The organism is Kribbella polygonati (assembly GCF_050320105.1).
Lineage (GTDB): Bacteria > Actinomycetota > Actinomycetes > Propionibacteriales > Kribbellaceae > Kribbella.
Genome location: NZ_CP190129.1, coordinates 6239424 through 6259289, shown reverse-complemented (window position 1 = coordinate 6259289; position 19866 = coordinate 6239424). Strand labels below are relative to the sequence as shown.

At 69.9% G+C, this 19866-nt stretch carries 13 protein-coding genes; 6 read left to right on the top strand and 7 right to left on the bottom strand.

Translation table 11 applies throughout. The features are described 5' to 3' along the window. Positions 1 to 14: 14 nt before the first annotated feature. Both ACQHIV_RS29645 and ACQHIV_RS29640 read left to right on the top strand, forming a co-directional pair. Entirely contained in the window at positions 15 to 3344 is a 3330-nt protein-coding gene (locus ACQHIV_RS29645) for a phosphodiester glycosidase family protein (RefSeq protein WP_427887146.1), read from the top strand. A gap of 10 nt (positions 3345 to 3354) precedes the next feature. Further along, positions 3355 to 4260, top strand: a complete 906-nt coding sequence (locus ACQHIV_RS29640; RefSeq protein ID WP_427887145.1) for a S66 peptidase family protein — start codon at positions 3355 to 3357, stop codon at positions 4258 to 4260. On the opposite strand, the gene ACQHIV_RS29635 is transcribed toward ACQHIV_RS29640, so the two are convergent. The 5 genes from ACQHIV_RS29635 to ACQHIV_RS29615 all read right to left on the bottom strand — a co-directional run bounded on the left by ACQHIV_RS29635 (position 4232) and on the right by ACQHIV_RS29615 (position 10675). Continuing rightward, entirely contained in the window at positions 4232 to 5047 is an 816-nt protein-coding gene (locus ACQHIV_RS29635; RefSeq protein WP_427887144.1) for an alpha/beta hydrolase family protein, read from the bottom strand. The two genes, ACQHIV_RS29640 and ACQHIV_RS29635, sit on opposite strands and share 29 nt — an antisense overlap. Before the next feature lie 69 nt (positions 5048 to 5116). Next, entirely contained in the window at positions 5117 to 6010 is an 894-nt protein-coding gene (locus ACQHIV_RS29630) for a hypothetical protein (RefSeq protein WP_427887143.1), read from the bottom strand. A 56-nt stretch (positions 6011 to 6066) separates the two neighbouring features. Then, positions 6067 to 7878, bottom strand: a complete 1812-nt coding sequence (locus tag ACQHIV_RS29625) for an ABC transporter ATP-binding protein (protein WP_427887142.1) — start codon at positions 7876 to 7878, stop codon at positions 6067 to 6069. Continuing rightward, entirely contained in the window at positions 7875 to 9635 is a 1761-nt protein-coding gene (locus tag ACQHIV_RS29620; protein ID WP_427887141.1) for an ABC transporter transmembrane domain-containing protein, read from the bottom strand. Before ACQHIV_RS29620 ends, ACQHIV_RS29625 begins: the two co-directional genes overlap by 4 nt. Positions 9636 to 9733: 98 nt before the next feature. Then, complete coding sequence (locus tag ACQHIV_RS29615; protein ID WP_427887140.1) at positions 9734 to 10675, bottom strand: helix-turn-helix domain-containing protein; 942 nt, start codon at positions 10673 to 10675, stop codon at positions 9734 to 9736. A gap of 114 nt (positions 10676 to 10789) precedes the next feature. Between ACQHIV_RS29615 and ACQHIV_RS29610 the strand changes: the two genes are divergently transcribed. The 3 genes from ACQHIV_RS29610 to ACQHIV_RS29600 are packed head-to-tail and all read left to right on the top strand — an operon-like array spanning position 10790 to position 16683. After that, positions 10790 to 14656: a S8 family serine peptidase gene (locus tag ACQHIV_RS29610; protein WP_427887139.1), complete on the top strand. Its 3867-nt coding sequence runs from the start codon at positions 10790 to 10792 to the stop codon at positions 14654 to 14656. A gap of 55 nt (positions 14657 to 14711) precedes the next feature. Continuing rightward, the gene (locus tag ACQHIV_RS29605) at positions 14712 to 16142 is read left to right on the top strand and encodes a DHA2 family efflux MFS transporter permease subunit (protein ID WP_427887138.1); all 1431 of its coding nucleotides are present in this window, start codon (positions 14712 to 14714) and stop codon (positions 16140 to 16142) included. A gap of 1 nt (position 16143) precedes the next feature. Next, positions 16144 to 16683 carry a dihydrofolate reductase family protein gene (locus tag ACQHIV_RS29600; RefSeq protein WP_427887137.1) on the top strand — a complete coding sequence of 180 codons (540 nt, stop codon included), beginning with the start codon at positions 16144 to 16146 and terminating at the stop codon, positions 16681 to 16683. On the opposite strand, the gene ACQHIV_RS29595 is transcribed toward ACQHIV_RS29600, so the two are convergent. Together ACQHIV_RS29595 and ACQHIV_RS29590 are read right to left on the bottom strand one after the other, a co-directional pair. After that, positions 16680 to 17393: a hypothetical protein gene (locus ACQHIV_RS29595; protein WP_427887136.1), complete on the bottom strand. Its 714-nt coding sequence runs from the start codon at positions 17391 to 17393 to the stop codon at positions 16680 to 16682. The two genes, ACQHIV_RS29600 and ACQHIV_RS29595, sit on opposite strands and share 4 nt — an antisense overlap. Before the next feature lie 88 nt (positions 17394 to 17481). Continuing rightward, positions 17482 to 18495 carry a GTP pyrophosphokinase gene (locus tag ACQHIV_RS29590; RefSeq protein WP_427887135.1) on the bottom strand — a complete coding sequence of 338 codons (1014 nt, stop codon included), beginning with the start codon at positions 18493 to 18495 and terminating at the stop codon, positions 17482 to 17484. Positions 18496 to 18645: 150 nt separating this feature from the next. Between ACQHIV_RS29590 and ACQHIV_RS29585 the strand changes: the two genes are divergently transcribed. Then, the gene (locus ACQHIV_RS29585) at positions 18646 to 19839 is read left to right on the top strand and encodes an ATP-binding protein (protein WP_427887134.1); all 1194 of its coding nucleotides are present in this window, start codon (positions 18646 to 18648) and stop codon (positions 19837 to 19839) included. Positions 19840 to 19866 lie beyond the last annotated feature (27 nt).

The following is a 19866-nucleotide window of genomic DNA, read 5'->3' as shown; positions in this document are numbered from 1 at the left end:
GTGGGGAGGCTCCTGTGTCGCTCATCCGTCCCTTGACCACAGCGATCGGCGTGGGTGGCCTGTTGGCCGGCGTGCTGGTCAGTCCCGCGGTCGGGCAGACCACCGGGATCCCCGACGCGGCGATCGCGGAGAACGGCGTACTGACGTCGCGGTCCGACAGTCCGGTCGCGCCCGGGGTGAACTACACGTCGTTCGAGCGGCTGGACCCGAAGGGCTGGCAGCGCGGCGACATCCTCGACACCGATCTGAGCAAGCACGGCGTGACCGTCGACCTGGTGCGGGCCGGGAAGGTCTCCGGCGCCCAGCCGCTCAGCCAGCAGCTGGCAAGCCGGGGCGCGGTCGCCGGCGTGAACGGCGACTTCTTCGACATCAACGACACCAACGCGCCGCTCGGCGTCGGGGTCGAGTCCGGGAAGCTGACGAACGCGCCGGCCGCCGGGCACAACGACACCGCGGTGATCGGTAAGGACGGCCTCGGCAAGATCGCCCAGCTGTTCCTGCAGGGCACCGCGACCGACGGACCGGCCAAGCTCGAGCTGACCAATCTGAACTCGCCGGCCGTGAACGCCGGCGGGATCGGCCTCTACACCCCGGAGTGGGGCGACGCGGCCCGGACCCGGACCGTCGACGGCCTGCCGACCGTCCGCGAGGTGATCCTTCGCGACGGAGTGGTCGTCTCTTCCGCCACCACTCCGGCCACCACCCCGCTGGCGGCCAACGAGCAGGCGCTGATCGGCCGCGAGGCCGGCGCCGGCGCGCTGACCGCGCTGCACGTCGGCGACAAGGTCGACATCGCGTACGGCCTGCGCCCGGACGCCGCGGACGTCGCCGCCGCGGTCAGCGGCAACTATCAGCTCGCGAAGGACGGCAAGGTTCCGGCCGACGTACCGGACGCCGACCTGGCGCCGCGGACCGCGATCGGGTTCGACGCCGACGGCAGCCGGATGATCCTGCTGACGGTGGACGGCCGGGCGACCGGTTCGCGTGGCCTGTCGTTGAAGGAAATGGGTCAGCTGATGATCAGCCTCGGCGCCGACGACGCGCTGAACCTGGACGGCGGCGGCTCCTCGACGATGCTCGCCCGGACAGCGGGCAAGGCCGCGCCGGACGTCGTCAACAACCCGTCCGACGGCAACGAGCGGCTGATCCCGAACGGCCTCGGCCTGCTGCCGGTCCAGGGCAGCGGCCGGCTGAACGGCTTCCGGGTCGAGTCCGTCGGCACGTCGGCCGAAAGCCCCGACACCGACATCTCCCGCAGCTCCCGCGTCCTCACCGGCCTCAGCCGGGTGCTGAAGGCGACCGGGTACGACGAGACCTACGCCCCCGCCGCCGGTACGCCGTCCTGGTATGCCGGCAGCAACGTCCGCGTCGACCAGCAGGGCGTGGTGACCGGCCGCCGCGCGGGCGACGTGGTCGTCACCGCGACGCGCGGTACGGCGAACGGAAGGTTCCCGATGACCGTCCTCGGCGCCCCGACCCGCCTGGCCCCGTCGACCCGCCAGGTGTCGCTCGCGGACTCGAACGCCAAGGGCTTCTTCGAGGTCGACGGGTACGACGCCGACGGGTTCTCCACCTGGATCGAGCCGCGCGACGTCAAGCTCAGCTACGACGGCACCAAGGTCAAGGTGGTTGCGAAGGGCAACGGCTTCGAGGTGAACGCGCTGGGCACCGACGCCGTGGCGACGGTGGTGACCGCGACGGTCGGCACGCTCAGCACGCAGCTCAGCGTCACGGCCGGCCTGACCAGCACCGTCGTCGACAGCCTCGACGACGTGACCAAGTGGGCCGCGAACGCCGTACCGGTAGGCGCCGCGACCGCGTCCCGGTCCGCCGCGGAAGGACATGACGGCGGGCAGGCGATCGCGCTCGACTACTCGCTGACCGGCAGCACTGCCACGCGGGCGGCGTACCTCTCGCAGACCCCGCAGCAGACGCTGCCCGGCCAGCCGCAGAAGCTCGGCGCCTGGGTGTACGGCGACGGCAAGGGCGCCTGGCTGCGCGCGAACGCGTACGACGCCGCGGGTGGTACGGCGCAGACGCTCAACCTGGCGGCCGCCGTCGACTGGACCGGCTGGAAGTACGTCGAGGCGGACATCCCGCCCGGGCTCACGTATCCGCTGCGGTTCTGGCGGATCTACGTCGTCGAGACCTCGCCGACCCGGCAGTACTCGGGCCGGATCGTGATCGACGACCTGACCGTGCGCAGCGCGCCGCCGGTGACTCTCCAGCCGGCGCCGAAGGTGATCGACCCGATGGTGGTCACCGACGGCACCGTGACGACGAGCGGCCGCTGGCGGTTCGCGGTGATGTCGGACGCGCAGTTCACCGCCGACGACCCGAACTCGGACTACGTGAAGCAGGCCCGGCGGACGATCCGCGAGGCGCTCGCGCAGCACCCGGACTTCCTGGTGATCAACGGCGACTTCGTCGACCGGGCGTTCGGGCCGGACATCGCGCTGGCCAGGCAGATCATCGACGAGGAGGTCGCCGGGAAGGTGCCGGTGCACTACGTCCCGGGCAACCACGAGACGTACGGCCCGGGCGACCTGTCCGAGTGGAAGAAGGTGTTCGGCAACCCGACCAGCACGTTCGACCACAAGGGCACCCGGTTCGTACTGCGGGACTCGTCGCTCGGCTCGCTCCGGGCCGGCGGGTTCGACCAGATCGCCGACCTGCGCACGCGGCTGAACGAGGCAGCCCAGGACAAGTCGATCCGGAACGTCGTGGTGTTCGCGCACCACCCGATCGACGACCCGTCGCCGACGCAGAACTCGCAGCTCGGCGACCGCAAGGAGGCCGCGATGATCGTCAAGTGGCTCGCCGACTTCCGCAAGGCCACCGGCAAGGGCGCCGCCTACATGGCGGGGCACGCGGGCACGTTCGCGGCGACCCGGACCGACGGCGTACTGCTCCCGCTGACCGGCAACTCGGGCAAGAGCCCCGCCGCCGCACCGGACGCCGGCGGCTTCACCGGCTGGGCCCTGGTCGGCATCTCCACGTCCGCCACCGAGTCCAGCCGGCCGTGGTTCCAGGTCGAGATGCGCCCGCACGTCGACGCACTCGAGCTGGCCGCGCCCACCACGATGCGCCGCGACCAGACCGCGCCCGCGTCGGCGACCGTCGTCCAGGAAGGCCGCCGCGTGCCGGTGTCGTTCCCGGTCTCGGCCGACTGGTGGGGCTCGGCGACGATGTACATCGGCCCGGCCAAGAGCGCGCCGTTCTGGGCGGTCGCGGCGTACGACCCCGCCACCGGTCAGCTGAGTGCCCTGCGTCCGGGGAGCACCGAGCTGGGCGTGACCGTGAACGGCGTCTCCAAGAGCACGACCATCCAGATCGATTGGTAGCGTCAGCGGAATGAACGACGTGGTGCTGCCGCAGCGGCTGCAGAGTGGTGACCGGGTTGCTGTGGTGGCGCCGTCGGGGCGTGTGGATGCCGCGCGGCTCGCGGCCGGGGTGGAGTACATCCGCGCCTGGGGTCTCGACGTGGACGTGATGCCGTCGGTGCTGGCCGGGCACGAGCGGTTCAAGTACCTGGCCGCCGACGACAAGGCGCGTGCTTTCGACCTACAGAGTGCGTGGCTGGACCCGCAGTACGCCGCAGTGTTCTGCGCGCGTGGTGGCTACGGCGTACAGCGGATGCTCGAGTACCTCGACTTCGACGAGCTGGTCGCCGTACCGAAGTGGTTTGTCGGGTTCAGCGACATCACCGCGCTGCACGAGCCGCTGAATGCGCGGGGGCTCGTAACGCTGCACGGGCCGATGGCTGCCGCGGTTGAGCAGTTGGCCGACGACACCGGACGCGAACGGCTGCGGGCGTTGCTGTTCGAGCCGGAGACCGTCACGGACCTCCTGCTGGGTGCGCGTACCGTCGTCGACGGTGTCGCGGAGGGCCCGCTGCGCGGCGGGAACCTGGCGATGCTGGCGTCGAGCGTCGGTACGCCGACGTACGCGCCGCCGGCCGGGGTCGTCGTACTCGAGGAGGTCAACGAGGAGGCGTACCAGGCGGACCGGCTGTTGACGCAGCTCCTGCGCGCCGGGTGGTTCGACCAGGTGACCGGGCTGGTGGTGGGTGACTTCAGCCAGGGCGGGGAGGGCCTCGACGAGACCATCCGGGAGCGGCTCGAGCCGCTCGGCGTACCGATGGTGGAAGGTGCGGCGATCGGGCACGAGCCGTTGAACCTCGCCGTACCGCTGGGGCTTCCGGTACGGCTCGACGCGACCGCCGGGACCCTTACACCAGGTGGTCTCGCAGGAAGCTGAACGCCTGCGGGTAGGCGTCCAGGCGGTTCGTGAGCTTCGCCAGGCCGTGGCCTTCGTCCGGGTAAACCAGCAGCTCGCACGGTACGCCGCGCCGCGTCAGCGCCTCGGTGATCTGCTCGGCCTCGGACAACGGCACGCGCGGGTCGTTGGCGCCGTGGATGACGAACAGCGGCGCGCGGATGTCGTCGACCCGGCTGAGCGGGCTCGCGGACTCCAGGAACTCCCGGTCGGTGGCCAGGTACCCGTACTCGCGCTCCCGCATCGCCCGGCGGTAGTCCGAGGTGTTCTCCAGGAACGTCACCAGCGAGGCGATTCCGACGATGTCCACACCGGCCGCCCACAGCTCCGGCTGGAACGCGACGCCGGCCAGCACCATGTACCCGCCGTACGAGCCGCCCCAGAGCGCGGCCCGCTTCGGGTCGGCGTCGATCGTCGGCAACCATGCGTTGATCGCGGCCAGGTCCTTGACCGAGTCCAGCCGCAGTTCGCGGTCGTCCAGCGAGTACCAGCGCTTGCCGTAGCCGGCCGAGCCGCGGACGTTCGGTACGACGACCGTGTGCCCCTCGCCGGCCAGCGACGAGACGATCGGGCTCCAGATCCGCATCGCGGCACCCTCGGGACCGCCGTGCACGTGGACGACCGTGGATCCCAGGTCCGGAGCGGTCGGCCGGAACACGAAGACCGGGACCTGCTCGCCGTCGAAGGAGGGCACCCGCAGGCTCTCCGGGTGCTCGAGCGCGACCGGGACCTCCACCTCGCCGATCGCGGCCGGCTCGCCGTTCGGCACGTACCGGTAGACGGTCGGCGGCGAGACCGGGGAGTTGTAGGTGATCGCGGCGAACGAGCCGTCCGCCGATCAGATCGGGTCCGGCGTCATCATCGTCAGCGCCGCGCACCCGCCCGCGGGCAGCCCGACCGGCGCCACCAGCTCGCCGTCCTCCACCCGGTGCAGCGCCAGCGCGACCTCGCCGTCCTCGAGTACGCCGACCAGTTGGTGTACGCCGTCCGGCGACGGCCAGGCGGCCAGGTCCCGCGCGTCGTCCACGAGTACGTCGGTCCACGCCGCGTCGGCCACGTCGTACCGGCGGACCGCCTTGCGATCGCGGTCCGCGTCGGTGGACACCAGGAACGCGGACGAGTCGGGCAGCCAGGCGACCGGGCCCTGGTCGTTGTGCGCGTCCGCGGGCGTCAGTTCGGTGACCGATCGGCTGGACGTGTCGACGAGCAGCAGCTGAATCGAGTTCGCCGGGCTGCTCGCCTTGGACAGGACGACCCACTTGTCGTCCGGGGACGGGTTCACGCCCATCACCCAGCCGCCGGCGTCGTACAGCACGGTCTCGGTGCCGCTCGCCAGCTCGCGGGTGACCAGGTCGAAGTCGACGCCGTTGCGCCGGTTCGTGGTGTAGAGGATCCGGCCGGCGCGGGCAGCGACCAGGTGGTGGATGTACTCCGCGTCGTGCACGAGCGGGGTCAGCGCCGGGAGACCGTCGTCGGCGAGGTCGAGCAGGGACAGCTGACCGCGCTCGTCGCCCCCGGTGTCGTGCTCGACGACGACCTGGCTGCTGCCCGGCACGAACCGCGCGCCTCGGCAGGTGTCGCCCAGATCGGTCAGCGCCCGCCAGGTCCCGTCCGGGGCGACTTCGTTCACCTGACGTGTCCCGGTGCCGTCGTACAGCACCAGCATCCGGCCCGCGTCGTCGATGTCGAGAGCCAGGGTGGTGGGCAGCGAGAACAGCGTCGTCAGCAGCACGCGTTCATCCTCACACGATGTGGAGGGCGTCCGAGTGCGAACGCCCTCCACGTGTGTCAGCGGTCGCCGTGCCAGGAGTGCCAGAGCGCGGCGTACGCGCCCTGGGCGTCGACCAACTCGTCGTGGCCGCCCAGCTCGACGATCTTGCCGTCCTCGACGACGGCGATCACGTCGGCGTCGTGGGCGGTGTGCAGCCGGTGCGCGATCGCGACCACGGTCCGGCCCTCCAGCACGGTCGCCAGCGACCGCTCCAGATGCCGGGCCGCCCGCGGGTCCATCAACGAGGTCGCCTCGTCCAGGACCAGCGTGTGCGGATCGGCCAGCACCAACCGGGCCAGTGCGACCTGCTGCGCCTGGGCAGGCGTCAGCGAGACCCCACCGGACCCCACCTCGGTGTCCAGCCCGTCGTCGAACCCGGCGACCCAGCCGTCGGCGTCCACCGACCGCAGCGCCGCCCACAGGTCCGCGTCGGACGCGTCCTGGCGAGCCAGCCGCAGGTTGTCCCGCACGCTGCCCACGAACACGTGGTGCTCCTGGTTGACCAGGGCAACATGACTGCGCACCTGCTCCGCCGACATCCGGTCCAGCGCCGCGCCGCCCAGCGTGATGTCACCGACGCGGGGCGAGTAGATGCCGGCCAGCAACCGGCCCAGCGTCGACTTGCCCGCGCCGGACGGTCCGACGAGCGCCACCCGGGCACCCGGCTCGACCGTCAGCGTCACGCCGTGCAGTACGTCGCGACCCTCGAGGTACCCGAACCGCACGTCGTCCGCGAGTACGGTCCGCCCGTCCGGCTCGTCCTGGCTGGTCGTGGCCTCCGTCTCGACCTCCCGGACGCCGACCAGCCGCGCCAACGAGACCTGGGCCACCTGCAACTCGTCGTACCAGCGGATCATCATGTTGACCGGCTCGACGAGCTGCTGGATGTAGAGCGCGCCGGTGGTCAGCGCACCGACCGTCAGCCAGCCCTGGATCGCGAACCCGCCACCGATGACCAGGACCGCGGCCAGCGCGACCGTGTGGGTCATGTTGATGATCGGGAACAGGATCATCCGCAGGACCAGCGTGTACCGCTCCCAGGCGACCCACTGGCCGATCCGGGTGTCGCCGAACTGGATCCGCCGCTGACCGAGCCGGTGCGACTCGACGGTCCGGCCCGCGTCGACCGTCTCCGCCAGCGCCGAGGCGACCGCGGCGTACCCGGCCGCCTCCGAGCGGTACGCCGAGGGCGCGCGCCGGAAGTACCACCGGCCGCCGACGATCAGGATCGGCGCCGCGATCACGATCGCCACGGCCAGCGCCGGCGCGGTCACGACCAGCGCCCCGATCAGCAGCGACGCCCAGATGATCGCGATCGTCAGCTGCGGTACTGCGTCCCGCATGGCGTGCGACAGCCGGTCGATGTCGGTGGTGATCCGGGACAGCAGGTCGCCCGTACCGGCCCGCTCCAGCACGCCCGGCGGCAGGCCGACCGCGCGGACCAGGAAGTCCTCGCGGAGGTCCGCGAGCATCTCCTCACCGAGCACCGCGCCGCGCAGCCGGGTCAACCGGACGAACACGGTCTGCACCGCGAGCGCGATCACGAACCCGATCACGACGTACGGCAGCTTCACGTCGGTGCGGCCCTCGGACAGCTTCTGCACGACGTTGCCGAGCAGCCACGGACCGACCATGCCGCTGAGCGCCGCCACCGTGTTCACCACGGTCAGCCACAGGAACTGCCGACGGTGCCGACGGAAGAGGCTCTTGATGTACGCGCGGACCGTCGTACCCTGCGCCACCGGGAGCCGCACTACCTCCTGCGGCGCTGCCGGGTCGTACTCAGGGCACCTGGATGAGCGCAGCGAATCCAGCAGTCTGCTCCTCACAAGGACTCCTCGAACGTTGCTTCTTCTTCACGGGTCACAACAGCGCGGTACTGCGCGTTGCTGTGCAGGAGCTCGTGGTGCGTACCGACCGCGGCCACCTGGCCGTCCGGCACGAACACCACCCGCTCCGCGCGGTCCAGCATCAGCGGGCTCGACGTGAACACCACCGTGGTCCGGCCGCGGCGCAGCAGCTGCAGGCCGTCGGCGATGCGGGCCTCGGTGTGCGCGTCGACCGCACTGGTCGGCTCGTCGAGCACCAGCACCTGCGGGTCGACGTACAGCGACCGTGCCAGCGCCACCCGCTGCCGTTGACCGCCGGACAGGGACCTGCCTCGCTCGGTCAGGACGGCGTTCATCGCGTCGGACTCACCGGCCGGCAGCGACTGCCGCAGTACGTCGAGGATGTCCTCGCACTGTGCCGCGTCCAGCGCGGTCTCCGCGGAGACCGCACCACTGGCCGGTACGTCGAACAGCTCGCGCACCGTCCCCGACAACAGCACCGGGTCCTTGTCCTGCACCAGCACGACCGTGCGCGCCGAGTCCAGCGGGAGGTTGTCCAGCGCGACACCGTCGAGCTGGACGGAGGCCTCGTCGGTCGCCGTCGGGCTGTGACCGCCCAGCCGGTCGGCCAGCAGGCCGCCGGCGTCCGGGTCGCCGCTGACGACCGCGGTGAAGCTTCCGGCCGGGACGTGCAGCCCGGTCACCGGGTCGAGCAGGTCGCCCGCCGGCAGCTGCGCCTCGGCCGTGGCCTTGGTCTCGTCGGTTCGCTGCAGCGACAGCACCCGCGCGGCACGGCGGGCCGACACCTTCGAGAAGATGAACGCGCTCGCGGTCTCCTCGAACGTGTGCAGCGGCACCAGCATGAACGTGATGAAGCCGTACGTCGTGACCAGTTCGCCGACCGAGATGTGGCCGGACGTCACCAGGCGGACGCCCATCCACACCACGACGACCAGGAACAGCCCGAAGAACAGCACCTGCAGCGCGGCGATCAGCGACCACATCCGGGCGCTGCGCACCGCGCTCGTGCGGTACTCCTGCGAGGCCGCGCGGTACCGCTCCAGGAACAGCTGCTCCCCGCCGATGCCGCGCAGCACGCGCAGCCCGGCGACGGTGTCGGCGGCGAGCTCGGTGGCCCGGCCGCCCTTGGCCCGCTGCTCGTCCGCGCGGCGCTCCGCGGGACCCATCAGCGGGACGATCGAGAACGCCAGCACCGGGACGGCGACGGCGACCACCAGCCCGAGCCGGGGTTCGTACAGCAGCAGGCCGATCACGACCGCGAAGCAGGTCAGCAGCGCGGCCACGAACCGGCCGAGAACCTCGACGAACCAGCCGATCTTCTCGACGTCGCCGCTGCTCACCTGCACGACCTCGCCGGCGGCGATCCGCCGGGTGAGCAGCGAGCCGAGCTCCGCGGCCTTGCGGAACAGCAACTGCTGGAGCCGGGCCGCCGTACTGATCCAGTTGGTCACGACGGCCCGGTGGAAGAACGAGTCGGCGCCGGCCTTGGCCGCACCGAAGGCGAGCAGCAGCCCGCCGGAAAGGATCAGCTTCGGCCACGACAGGTCGATGGCCGCCTGCACGGCCAGCCCGACCGCGACCGGAGCGGCGGCGATCCCGCCGAAGTACACCAGTCCCCAGAACACCGCGAGCAACTGCCCGCGGAGCTGCTGGTGCTCCAGCCAGAGAATGAGTCGGAGGCCGGACCGGGTGTCGGGCACACCCGGATCGGCGAACGGAATGAGGCGCAAGGACATGACGTCTCGCAATGAGGCATAGAAGGGTTGAAAGAGGGGCCTGACCAGGCGAATGGATCAAGCCTAGGTGCCGCCGCCGACAGCCCGTCAAACCCTTTTCAGTCGGGGTCCGGATCGGCGCCGGACCTGGCCAGCCCGACCGCCACCCCGGCCTGGAACCGGGTCTCCGCGTGCAGGCCGTTCTGGACCCGCTGGATCCGCCGGCCGACGGTCCGCAGACTGATCCCGAGCTGCCGCGCGATCGCCTGGTCGGTCATCCCGGCCGACAGCAGCGCGACCAGGATCCGGTCCTCGGCCGCGCCGGTCCCGGCCGGCTCCTCGGCGGTCAGGGTGAGCGGCAGCGCCGAGGCCCAAACCCGTTCGAACAAAGCGATCAAGGCGTCCAGCAGCGCACTCGGCCGGACCACCAGCAGTCCCTCGTCGGTCCGCGTACCGGTGACCGCGGGCAGCGTCGCGATCCGGTTGTCGTAGATCGCCAGCCGCATCGGTACGTCGCCGGTCACCCTGGCCTGTTCGCCGACCGACAGAGTCACCAGCAGCGTCTCCAGACCCTGCTCGTCCACCGCCGCCCGGCTGTAGACGATCCGGTGCGAGACCCCCTGCCGGATCGCGGTGGCCGCCAGTTGGGCGTCCTCGACTGAGATCGGTTTCACATACGGTGGCGTCTCGAATGCCCGTACTTCGGACCTCGTCGCCCGATGGATCGCCAGCAGATAGTCGTGCGCCTGGTCGCCCGCCACCACCTCGACCGGTGCCGGACGGGCGCCGTTCGGCGTGGCGCTGTGCAGCCGTTCCAGCTCCCGGATCCGGGCCGCGGCCCGATCCAGCTCGAGTTGCCGGTCGTCGAGCAGCCCCTGCAGCGCGACCGCCGGCGGTACGGCGTTGTACCGGCCGCCGTCCACCCGGATCAGCCCCTTGGTGACCAGCGCGTCCAGATCCGCGCTCCCGACAGCGAGCTCCGCGGCAGTACGGTCCGGGCGCGTCAGCACGTGCTCGTACGCCTGTTCCTGCTCCGCGTCGATCCCCAGGCGCTCCAGCACCGGCTCAGCGTATGACCGATCTCAGTCATTGGCCTAGACAGGTCGCGGGAACCGCTTTACTCCGCCGGCCCGCCAGCTGATGCTCCTGGGAAATCGATATCGCAGGAGCCGCCCATGTCACGCTCAGCCCTGGCAGCCGTCCTCGGTACGGCGCTGCTGGCCACCGTCCTGTCCGCGCCGAACCCCACGGTCGCCGCACCGCCCCCACCACAGGTCGCGCCGAGGACGCCGCACGTCACCAGGCCGACCACGGTCACGCTGGTGACCGGCGACAAGGTCTCGCTGACGCCTGACCCAGACGGGAACACGCAGGTCGAGCTGCAGCCGGTCGCCCGCTCAAGCGGCTACACGCCGCACCTGCAGATGGTGGAGACCAGCAAGCAGCGCCTGGTGGTCCCGGACGACGCCCTGCCGTACCTCTCGGCCGGTGTGCTCGACCGCAGCCTGTTCGACATCAACTACCTGGTCGCCAACGGGTACGCCGACGACGCCACCTCGCAGCTGCCCGTTATCACCCAGCTGTCCACAGCCGTTCCTGCTGCGAAGCTCCGCGCCCAGGCGGCCGCCGTACCGGGTCTGAAGCCCACCATGCAGCTCACCAGCGTGCATGCGACGGCTGCCGACGTACCGAAGAGTCAGGCGAGCACGTTCTGGGCCTCGATCGCGCAGACCGGTCGGCGGGCGTTCGCCCGTGGCGTGACGCACGTGTGGCTCGATCGGAAGCTGCACGCCACCCTGGACCAGAGCGTGCCGATGATCGGCGCCCCACAGGCGTGGGCGGCCGGGTACGACGGGAAGGGTGTCAAGGTCGCGATCCTGGACACCGGCCTCGACCCGAACCACCCGGACCTGCAGGGCAAGGTCGTCGAGTCGAAGAACTTCACCGCCGACCCGGACACCTCGGACGGCTTCGGCCACGGGACGCACGTCGCGTCGATCATCACCGGCTCCGGCGCGGCCTCCGCCGGCAAGTACAAGGGTGTCGCCCCGGGCGTCCAGCTGGTGATCGGCAAGGTGCTGAGCAACAAGGGCATCGGGCAGGACTCCGACATCATCGCCGGGATGGAATGGGCCGCGGCCCAGGGGGCCAAGGTGATCAACATGAGCCTCGGCGGTGAGCCGGACGCCGACGAGGGCGACGATGTGGGCGCTCTCGCGGTCGACCGGATCACCGCGGCCACCGGCGCACTGTTCGTGGTCGCGGCCGGCAACAACGGCAGCACGTCGTCGGTGAGCACGCCTGGCGTCGCCGCGTCCGCGCTGACGGTCGCGGCGGTCGACAAGAGCGACAAGCTCGCGTACTACTCCAGCCGCGGACCGCTGCTGTACCCGGACCGGGTCAGCAAGCCCGACATCGCCGGCCCCGGCTCGGCCATCGTCGCCGCCCGCGCCGCCGGCACCAGCCTCGGCACTCCGGTCGACGCGAACTACACCTCGCTGTCCGGTACGTCGATGGCCACGCCGCACGTCGCCGGAGCCGCCGCGATCCTCGCGCAGGAGCACCCGGACTGGCAGGCCGCCCAGCTCAAGGCCGCGCTGATGAGCAGCAGCAAGGACGACGGGTACTCCGTGTTCGAGCAGGGTGCCGGCCGGGTGGACGTCGCCCGGGCCGTGTCGCAGCAGGTGTACGGCGTGACCGGTGGCGTCGACTTCGGCCGGATCCTCGACACCGAGGAGGGCGACGTCGTACGGCAGCTCGGCTACCGCAACGACGGCGACTCCGACGTCACGTTGAACCTGAGCAGCTCGCTGTCCTCGGTCAGTGTGCCTGGACAGGTCGTCGTACCCGCGCACTCGACCGCGAACGTCGACGTGACCGTCCACGCGGGTCAGCTGCGGACAGGGTTCTCGTCCGGTGCGGTGGTGGCGACCGCGGACGGCGTACAGGTGCGGACAGCCGTGGCCATGAACAAGGCGCGGCTGACGTATCAGGTGCGGGTCCATGTGAACTTCAGTGCGCCGACGATGTTCGGCGGCCTGGTCAGCGCGATCAACCTGGACGACCACACGGCCAAGCTCGTGGTGCAGCAGAACCTGCAGCTCGCGCCGGATCAGCTGAGCGGCACGCTCACGCTCAACCTGGAGCCCGGACGCTGGGCGATCTTCGTGAACCACGACCGCGAGCTACCGAGTATGCGGCTGGAGAACGTGATGTTCGCCGAGCCCGAGCTGTCCGTGCAGGGGCCGGTGTCCCTGACGTTCGACGACAAGGACGCGGTGCCGTATCGCGTCGCCACCGACACGCACACGCAGAGCATCGGCGGCGGTGTGGTCGCCTTCCGGACGACCGCGGACGGGACCGATCGGCTGACCGTGACGTTCCCGTTCACGAAGTACCGCGACGGTGACTTCTACTTCGCGCCGACGAAGAAGGTCACGGCCGGGATGTTCTCGCTGAAGTTCAGCGCGACCCGGGCGGTGCCGCCGGTGCACCTGGCGGTGGACTCGGCCAACGGCCGCGGGCTGGCGATGGACCCGAACTACTGGGACGCCACTCCGCCGTCGGTGCGCTTCGACGGGCGGTACCGGAAGCTGCCGCTGATCGACGTCGGCTGGTCGCTGGAGCCGGACGAGTTGGCGAAGGTCCGCGGCAAGCTGGTGCTGATGTCGTTCACCTGGGGCCACGGCGGCTGGGAGTGCCAGCTGCACGACGACGACCTGGCCGCGCTGAAGGCAGCCGGCGCGGTCGGCGTACTGCAGGAGTCCGGCAGTTGCGACCTGTACCCGGTGCCGATCTTCTGGGACTCCCCGGTGGTGATCCCGGTCGCCGGCATCGACGCGACCGAGGGCGCGAAGCTGCGGGAGACGCTCGCCCACGGGCCGGTGACGGTGTCGCTGACCGGTACGCCGAACTCGCCGGTCGTGTACCACGTGTCGCAGCTCTCGTCCGGGCGGTTCCCGGACTCGGGGACGTTCCAGGTGCACGACCGGGACATGGCGCGGGTGCGGACCAGCTACACGCCGGAGTGGCAGCCGACGCCGTACGGTGGCGGGCAGGAACTCGTCGGCAGCCGGTTCGACTCGGCGGACGAGGCGCACACCTTCTTCACCTGGCCGAACCACCTCGACAGTTATCCACAGACCCGGGAGGAACTGTACGGACCGGTCGGGCCGAAGGTGCAGTGGATCCGCGCGGCCGGCATGGACACCCGCCAGCTGTCGCTGGAGGACCGGCGTACGACGTTGCGTCAGGGCCGGAACCCGGACGAGCGCTGGCTGGGCGCACCGCGGGGCCTCGGGCCGTCCGACGTACCGCCTGATGCGACGAACGTCGGCCACATGGGCTTCTGCTTCGCCTGCCGCGACGGCGACCGGCTGGTCGTCGTCCCGGAGTACGCGAACGCGGATCCGCTGGTGAACGCGGTGCTGCTCGTCAACGGCGCACAGGCCAAGCTGTATCGCGACGGGCAGGAGATCCCGGGTACGACGTACATCGGTGCCTTCCCGTCCTTCGCGCTGCCGCCCGAGCCTGGGCGCTACCGGCTCGTGCTGGACTCGGACCTGAACACAGGTCCGCAGAAGGGCTACAACCTGTACAAGTACGGCGCCAAGCAGCACATCGAGTGGACCTTCGGCTCGGCCCACTCCGGCACGTCGACCATGGGCAACACGACCTGCCTCCAGCGGTACGTCGAGCCGAACGTCAACTGCTCCCCGCAACAGCTGCTCTACCTCAGGTACTCCGCTCCCACCGACGGCACCAACACCGTCCGGCACGGGGTGGTCCCGCTGCGGATCACGCCGTACTACGAGCGCACCGCCACGACTAGTACGGCGGCCTTCACGTCGGTCGAGGTCACCGCCAGCTACGACGGGGGGACGACCTGGAAACCGGTGGCCGGCGCGAACCTGCGGACGAACTACCAGGCGCTGCTCGTGCCGCCGCGGGGCGCGACCTCGGTGTCGGTGCACGTCGAGGCGACCGACCGGAACGGCAACACCGTCGCGCAGACGATCGACTCGATGTTCGGCGTCCGCTGAGACGATCCGCCGCCCGTGGCCGGTCAAGTCGTTCAACGTTGTACATTCGTGGGCGATGAACAACGAGACCAGTCGCGGGCGGCGGCTGCTGGTGTTGGCGATCTGTTGTTCCAGCCTGTTCATCGTCGGGCTGGATTCGACGATCGTGAACCTGGCGTTGCCGGCGATCCGGGCCGAGTTCGGGGCGTCGGTGCAGAAGCTGCAGTGGACGATCGACGCGTACACGCTGGTGCTCGCGAGTCTGCTGATGGTGTCCGGGTCGACCGCGGACCGGGTCGGGCGGCGGCGGACGTTCCAGGTGGGGCTGGTGCTGTTCGGGATCGGGTCGTTGCTCTGCGGCGTCGCGCCCTCGATCGACCTGCTGATCCTGTTCCGGGTGCTGCAGGCGGTCGGCGGGTCGATGCTGAACCCGGTGGCGATGTCGATCATTACCAACACGTTCACCGATCCGCGGGAGCGGGCCCAGGCGATCGGGGTCTGGGGCGGCGTGGTCGGGCTGAGCATGGCGGTCGGGCCGGTCGTCGGCGGGACCCTGGTGGACGCGGCCGGCTGGCGGTTCATCTTCTGGATCAACGTGCCGGTCGCGGTCGCCGCCGTACTGATGACGGCGTTCTTCGTACCGGAGTCGCGGGCGGCCGTGCCGCGGCGGATCGACCCGGTCGGGCAGGTGCTCGTCGTACTGCTGCTCGGCGGGCTGACGTACGGGATCATCGAGGGGCGGTCGGCGGGGTGGGGGTCGCCGCTGATCATCGGGTGCTTCGTGGTGTGCGTGGCGGCGTTGGTGTCGCTCGTGTACTACGAGGGCCGCCGGGAGGAGCCGCTGCTGGATCCGCGGTTCTTCCGGAGCGCGCCGTTCTCCGGGGCGACGCTGATCGCGGTGTGCGGGTTCTCGGCGCTGTCCGGGTTCTTGTTCCTCAACTCGCTCTATCTGCAGTCTGTGCGCGGGTTTACCGCTCTGCACGCCGGTTTGCTGACGTTGCCGATGGCGGCGATGACCGTGGTGTTCGCGCCGATCTCCGGGTGGCTGGTGGGTCACCGTGGTCCGCGCGTACCGCTGGTGGTCGCTGGGACGATGCTGACGATCTCCGGCCTGATCTTGTCGCAGCTGAGCACAACCACGGCCACACTGCATCTGCTAGTGGCCTACCTGGTCTTCGGGCTCGGTTTTGGCATGCTGAACGCACCTATTACCAACGCGGCCGTCTCCGGCATGCCCCGCGCCCAGGCGGGCGTCGCAGCAGCCATCGCCTCCACCAGCCGCCAGGTGGGCGCCTCCCTGGGCGTCGCCGTCGCCGGCACAGTCCTGACGGCCCGCTTGGTCGGCCCTTTCGAGAAGGGCTTCGTGAGCGCGGCCCAGCTGTGCTGGTTCATCATCGCGGGCTGCGGCGTACTGGTCCTCGTCCTCGGCATCATCACCACCAGCCGCTGGGCCCGCGGTACCGCGGAAGCCCTTGTCAAAGATCCCGGGACAGCTCCGACCAGGTGACATGACAGAGAACAAGATCGTGGTGTCGGTCCAGACGTCGGTCGACGGCCGGTTGGCCGCGGAGGGCGGCGCACTCGACTGGCTGCAGGTGAAGGACGAGCTCCACGCCCACTTCGTCGAGGTACACCGGACCGCGGGCATGTTCGTGTACGGACGGAACACGTACGCCGGCATGGCGTCGTACTGGCCGACCGCCGACGGCGCGCCGTTCCTGGTGGAGTACGGCAAGGTGTGGACGGCGATGCCGAAGCTGGTGTTCTCCCGGACCCTGGAGTCGGCCGACTGGAACACGACCGTGGTCCGCGAACTCGACGCACTCGAGGAGCACCGCAGGACCGCCGCCGGCGACCTCTACGTGATCGGTAGCCCACAGCTGATCCACGCGCTGGCGGAGCCGGACCTCGTCGACGCCTACGAGATCTATGTGCACCCGGTCGCGCTCGGCAGCGGCCCGTCGCTCTTCGAGACGCGACAGGACCTGACGCTGACGGCTGCGCGCACCTTCGACAACAACGTGGTCAAGCTGGAGTACCGCCGTTAGTGCGCGAGTAGTGGTTGGGCCTCGGCGTGGCTGTGTTGCCAGAGGGTGGCGATGCCTTTCTTGTCGAACTTGCGGCGTACCCGGCGTTGGCCGACGACGAACAGGATCAGCAGGAGCAGCCAGAGCAGGAACGGCACCCCGGCTCCGCCGAACACGGACAGGAACGCGATCGGCAGGACGAGTCCGACCAGATACAGCACGAAGATGATCTGGAGCGGCTGCGAGAGCATGATCCTGAAGACCTGCTGGTCGTTCACGTTCTGCTGATTGGTGGAGTGGTTCAGCACCGCGAACGTGAACCGCTTGTTGCCCTTCACCGCGGTCCAGAAGCTCACCACCTGCCCAGGCCACGCGCTGACGTTGAAGTTGACCACCTCGACGTTCGCCTGCCGGCCGTCCGCCAGCTGCAGCGCAAGCTGGTCGTAGACGTCGGTCCTGGTCGTTGACGTCCCAAGAACGCCCGAATAGCCGCCGTACTCGGTTGTGGTCGTCGTTTCGGTGTGCCGCCGCGAAGCGAGCACCCTCCCGGTGACGTGCACCAGGTGCCACCCCCCGTACTTCCCGGTGAATCTGGTCGCGCCCGCGTTCACCCGGAGTGGAAGCCAGACCAGCACGATGTAGGCGATCAGCGGCAGCGAGATGACCAGCGCGAGGAATGTGAACGCGATGACCTTGACCGAAGCACTCGTGTCTGAAGACGACGGATCCATCTCTGTACTCCCCCCACATGGCGAGACCGCCACGCGTGTGTCCCCTTGAGCTCAGTATCGCCCTATCGGGCAGCGTGACAAGCCCTGGTCACCGTGCAGTGATGCCGGCGCGGGTAAGGGCCTTGAGGCGGCCTTTCAGGATCTTCTGCCGGCGCTCTTCTTCAGGGAACAGCTCCAGGTACGCAGACCCCTTGGCGGCGAGCAGGTCGTCGTCGAGACGGCGTACGGTGCCAGCCGGGGCGCGGTGGGTCATGGCGGCCTGGACTGCTTCGCTGTCGATGCCGGTGAGCAGGTCGGTGAGCTGTTCCTCGGTGGTCACGCCGAGGCGATGCAGGATGCCGAGGATCCAGGCGTAGTGCGTGGTCTTCGCGTGCGGCGCGTCCGGGTAGCGCCGGTTCAGGTACGTCGTCAGCGTCGCGGTCGTGAGGTCCAGCGGCGCCTTGTCCGACGCAGTCGCGGCCAGTTCGCGGTACAGCCGGTCGATCTCGGTGAACTCGTTGTCGGCCAGCTCCATCAACGCCGCCGCCAGCAGGAACCTCCGGTCGAACTCGGGCTTGCGGTCCGGCGGGATGTCCAGCTTGTACCGGATGTCGTGTTCGAACTCCGCCCACGCGTGCTGGACCGCCGTACGGACCTGGATCTCCATCACGAGGTTCTTCAGTACGGCGTACTCCGGAAGCTCCCGGCGGTGCTCGTTCAGCCGGACCAGGTAGTGCTTGCTGGCGTACCCGAAGACGCCCTGCGCCCGGGTGTGCGCGCCCATGTCGGTGTGCTCGACGATCTCGAACTCTTCCTCGATCACCTCGCAGACCCGGTCCACGGCCTCCACCAGGAACGTGATCACCCGGGCCGCGACCAGGTCGGTGATCTGGTTCAGCGGGTCGTCGTACTTCGGCCGCGCGGGGTCGTCCGGGTGCGGCTTCGACGCCTTCACGAGGAACGACTCCGGGTCCTTCGCCCGGGCCGTCGCGCTCAGGTAGTTGATGCCTTCCTCTTCGCCGATCAGCTCGTTGATCAGCGCCTCGAGCTTGCGCGCACCGCCGACGTACTGCTGGTGCACCCGCTCGTACAACGCCCCTGCCTGCGGAGCCCACTCCACCATGGGCGGAACCCTAGTGGTCTTGCGGTCGCTGGGGGTGTCTATCGATGTCTACTCATTTCACTAGAAAGTCGTAGACAGCCTGAGCGACACGCTCTCGTCGTTGATCGGTCAATCTACGGAAAACGCTAGACGGCCTCATACAGTGAAAGCATGGATCCGATCCGGAATCCCTATGCGCCCGGCGCCGGTCAGCGGCCGCCTGAGCTGGCCGGACGCGACACCGAGGTGCGGCAGTTCGAGGTGGTGCTCGAACGGGTCGCGGCAGGCAGACCGGAGCGGAGCCTGGTGCTCAGCGGACTCCGGGGCGTGGGCAAGACCGTCCTGCTCAACACGCTCCGCTCCCAGGCGATCAAGCGCGCCTGGGGTACCGGGAAGATCGAGGCCCGGCCGGACCAGAGCATCCGGCTGCCGATCGCGCAGGCGCTGCACACCGCGATGCGCGAGCTCGGCCACCGGCACCGCGACGACGACAAGGTCGACCAGTTCAGCGCCGTACTCAAGGCCTTCGCGCTGCGTACGGCGGCCGACGACCGGAAGGGGATCCGCTGGCACCCGCCGGTGGACGTGGCCGCGGCGAAGGGCCGGGCCGACTCCGGTGACCTGGAGATGGACCTGATCGAGCTGTTCACCGACGCGGCCGACCTGGCCGGCGACCTGACCGTCGGGGTCGGGCTGTTCATCGACGAGATGCAGGACATCAGCGCCGACGACCTGTCCGCGCTGTGCGCCGCCTGCCACGAGATCTCCCAGCAGAGCGCCCCGCTGGTCGTCGTCGGCGCCGGCCTCCCGCATCTTCCCGCCGTACTGTCCGCCAGCAAGTCGTACTCCGAGCGGCTGTTCCGCTACATCCGCGTCGACCGCCTGGCCCGGGACGCGTGCGACCGCGCGCTGATGATCCCGGCCGAGAGCGAGGGCGTGCAGTACGACGAGGAGGCCCTGGACGAGCTGTACGCGCAGACCGACGGCTACCCGTACTTCGTGCAGGCGTTCGCGCACTCCACCTGGGACCACGCGCCGACCTCGCCGATCACGATCAAGGACGTCGCCGTCGCCGCCCCCGAGGCCTCGGCCGAACTGACCGTCGGCTTCTTCGGCTCCCGCTACGAACGCGCGACCCCTGCCGAACGCGAGTACATGCGCGCGATGGCCGAGCTCGGCATCGGCGTCGACGACGGCTCGGTCCCGACGTCCGAGGTCGCCTCCACCCTCAACCGCAAACCCCAGTCTCTCTCCCCGGCCCGCGACGGCCTGATCAAGAAAGGCCTCGTCTTCTCCGCCGAGCGCGGCACCGTCGCCTTCACCGTCCCCCACTTCGGAAAGTTCCTCCGCACCCGGACGGCTTAACACAACGCGACTTTCGTGCCTCGGCAG

Excerpts from the sequence above, each read along its gene's own strand:
- ACQHIV_RS29640 (WP_427887145.1), top strand. The coding sequence starts at position 3,355 with ATGAACGACGTGGTGCTGCCGCAGCGGCTGCAGAGTGGTGACCGGGTT.
- ACQHIV_RS29620 (WP_427887141.1), bottom strand. The coding sequence starts at position 9,635 with ATGTCCTTGCGCCTCATTCCGTTCGCCGATCCGGGTGTGCCCGACACC.
- ACQHIV_RS29610 (WP_427887139.1), top strand. The coding sequence starts at position 10,790 with ATGTCACGCTCAGCCCTGGCAGCCGTCCTCGGTACGGCGCTGCTGGCC.
- ACQHIV_RS29605 (WP_427887138.1), top strand. The coding sequence starts at position 14,712 with ATGAACAACGAGACCAGTCGCGGGCGGCGGCTGCTGGTGTTGGCGATC.
- ACQHIV_RS29600 (WP_427887137.1), top strand. The coding sequence starts at position 16,144 with ATGACAGAGAACAAGATCGTGGTGTCGGTCCAGACGTCGGTCGACGGC.
- ACQHIV_RS29595 (WP_427887136.1), bottom strand. The coding sequence starts at position 17,393 with ATGGATCCGTCGTCTTCAGACACGAGTGCTTCGGTCAAGGTCATCGCG.
- ACQHIV_RS29590 (WP_427887135.1), bottom strand. The coding sequence starts at position 18,495 with ATGGTGGAGTGGGCTCCGCAGGCAGGGGCGTTGTACGAGCGGGTGCAC.
- ACQHIV_RS29585 (WP_427887134.1), top strand. The coding sequence starts at position 18,646 with ATGGATCCGATCCGGAATCCCTATGCGCCCGGCGCCGGTCAGCGGCCG.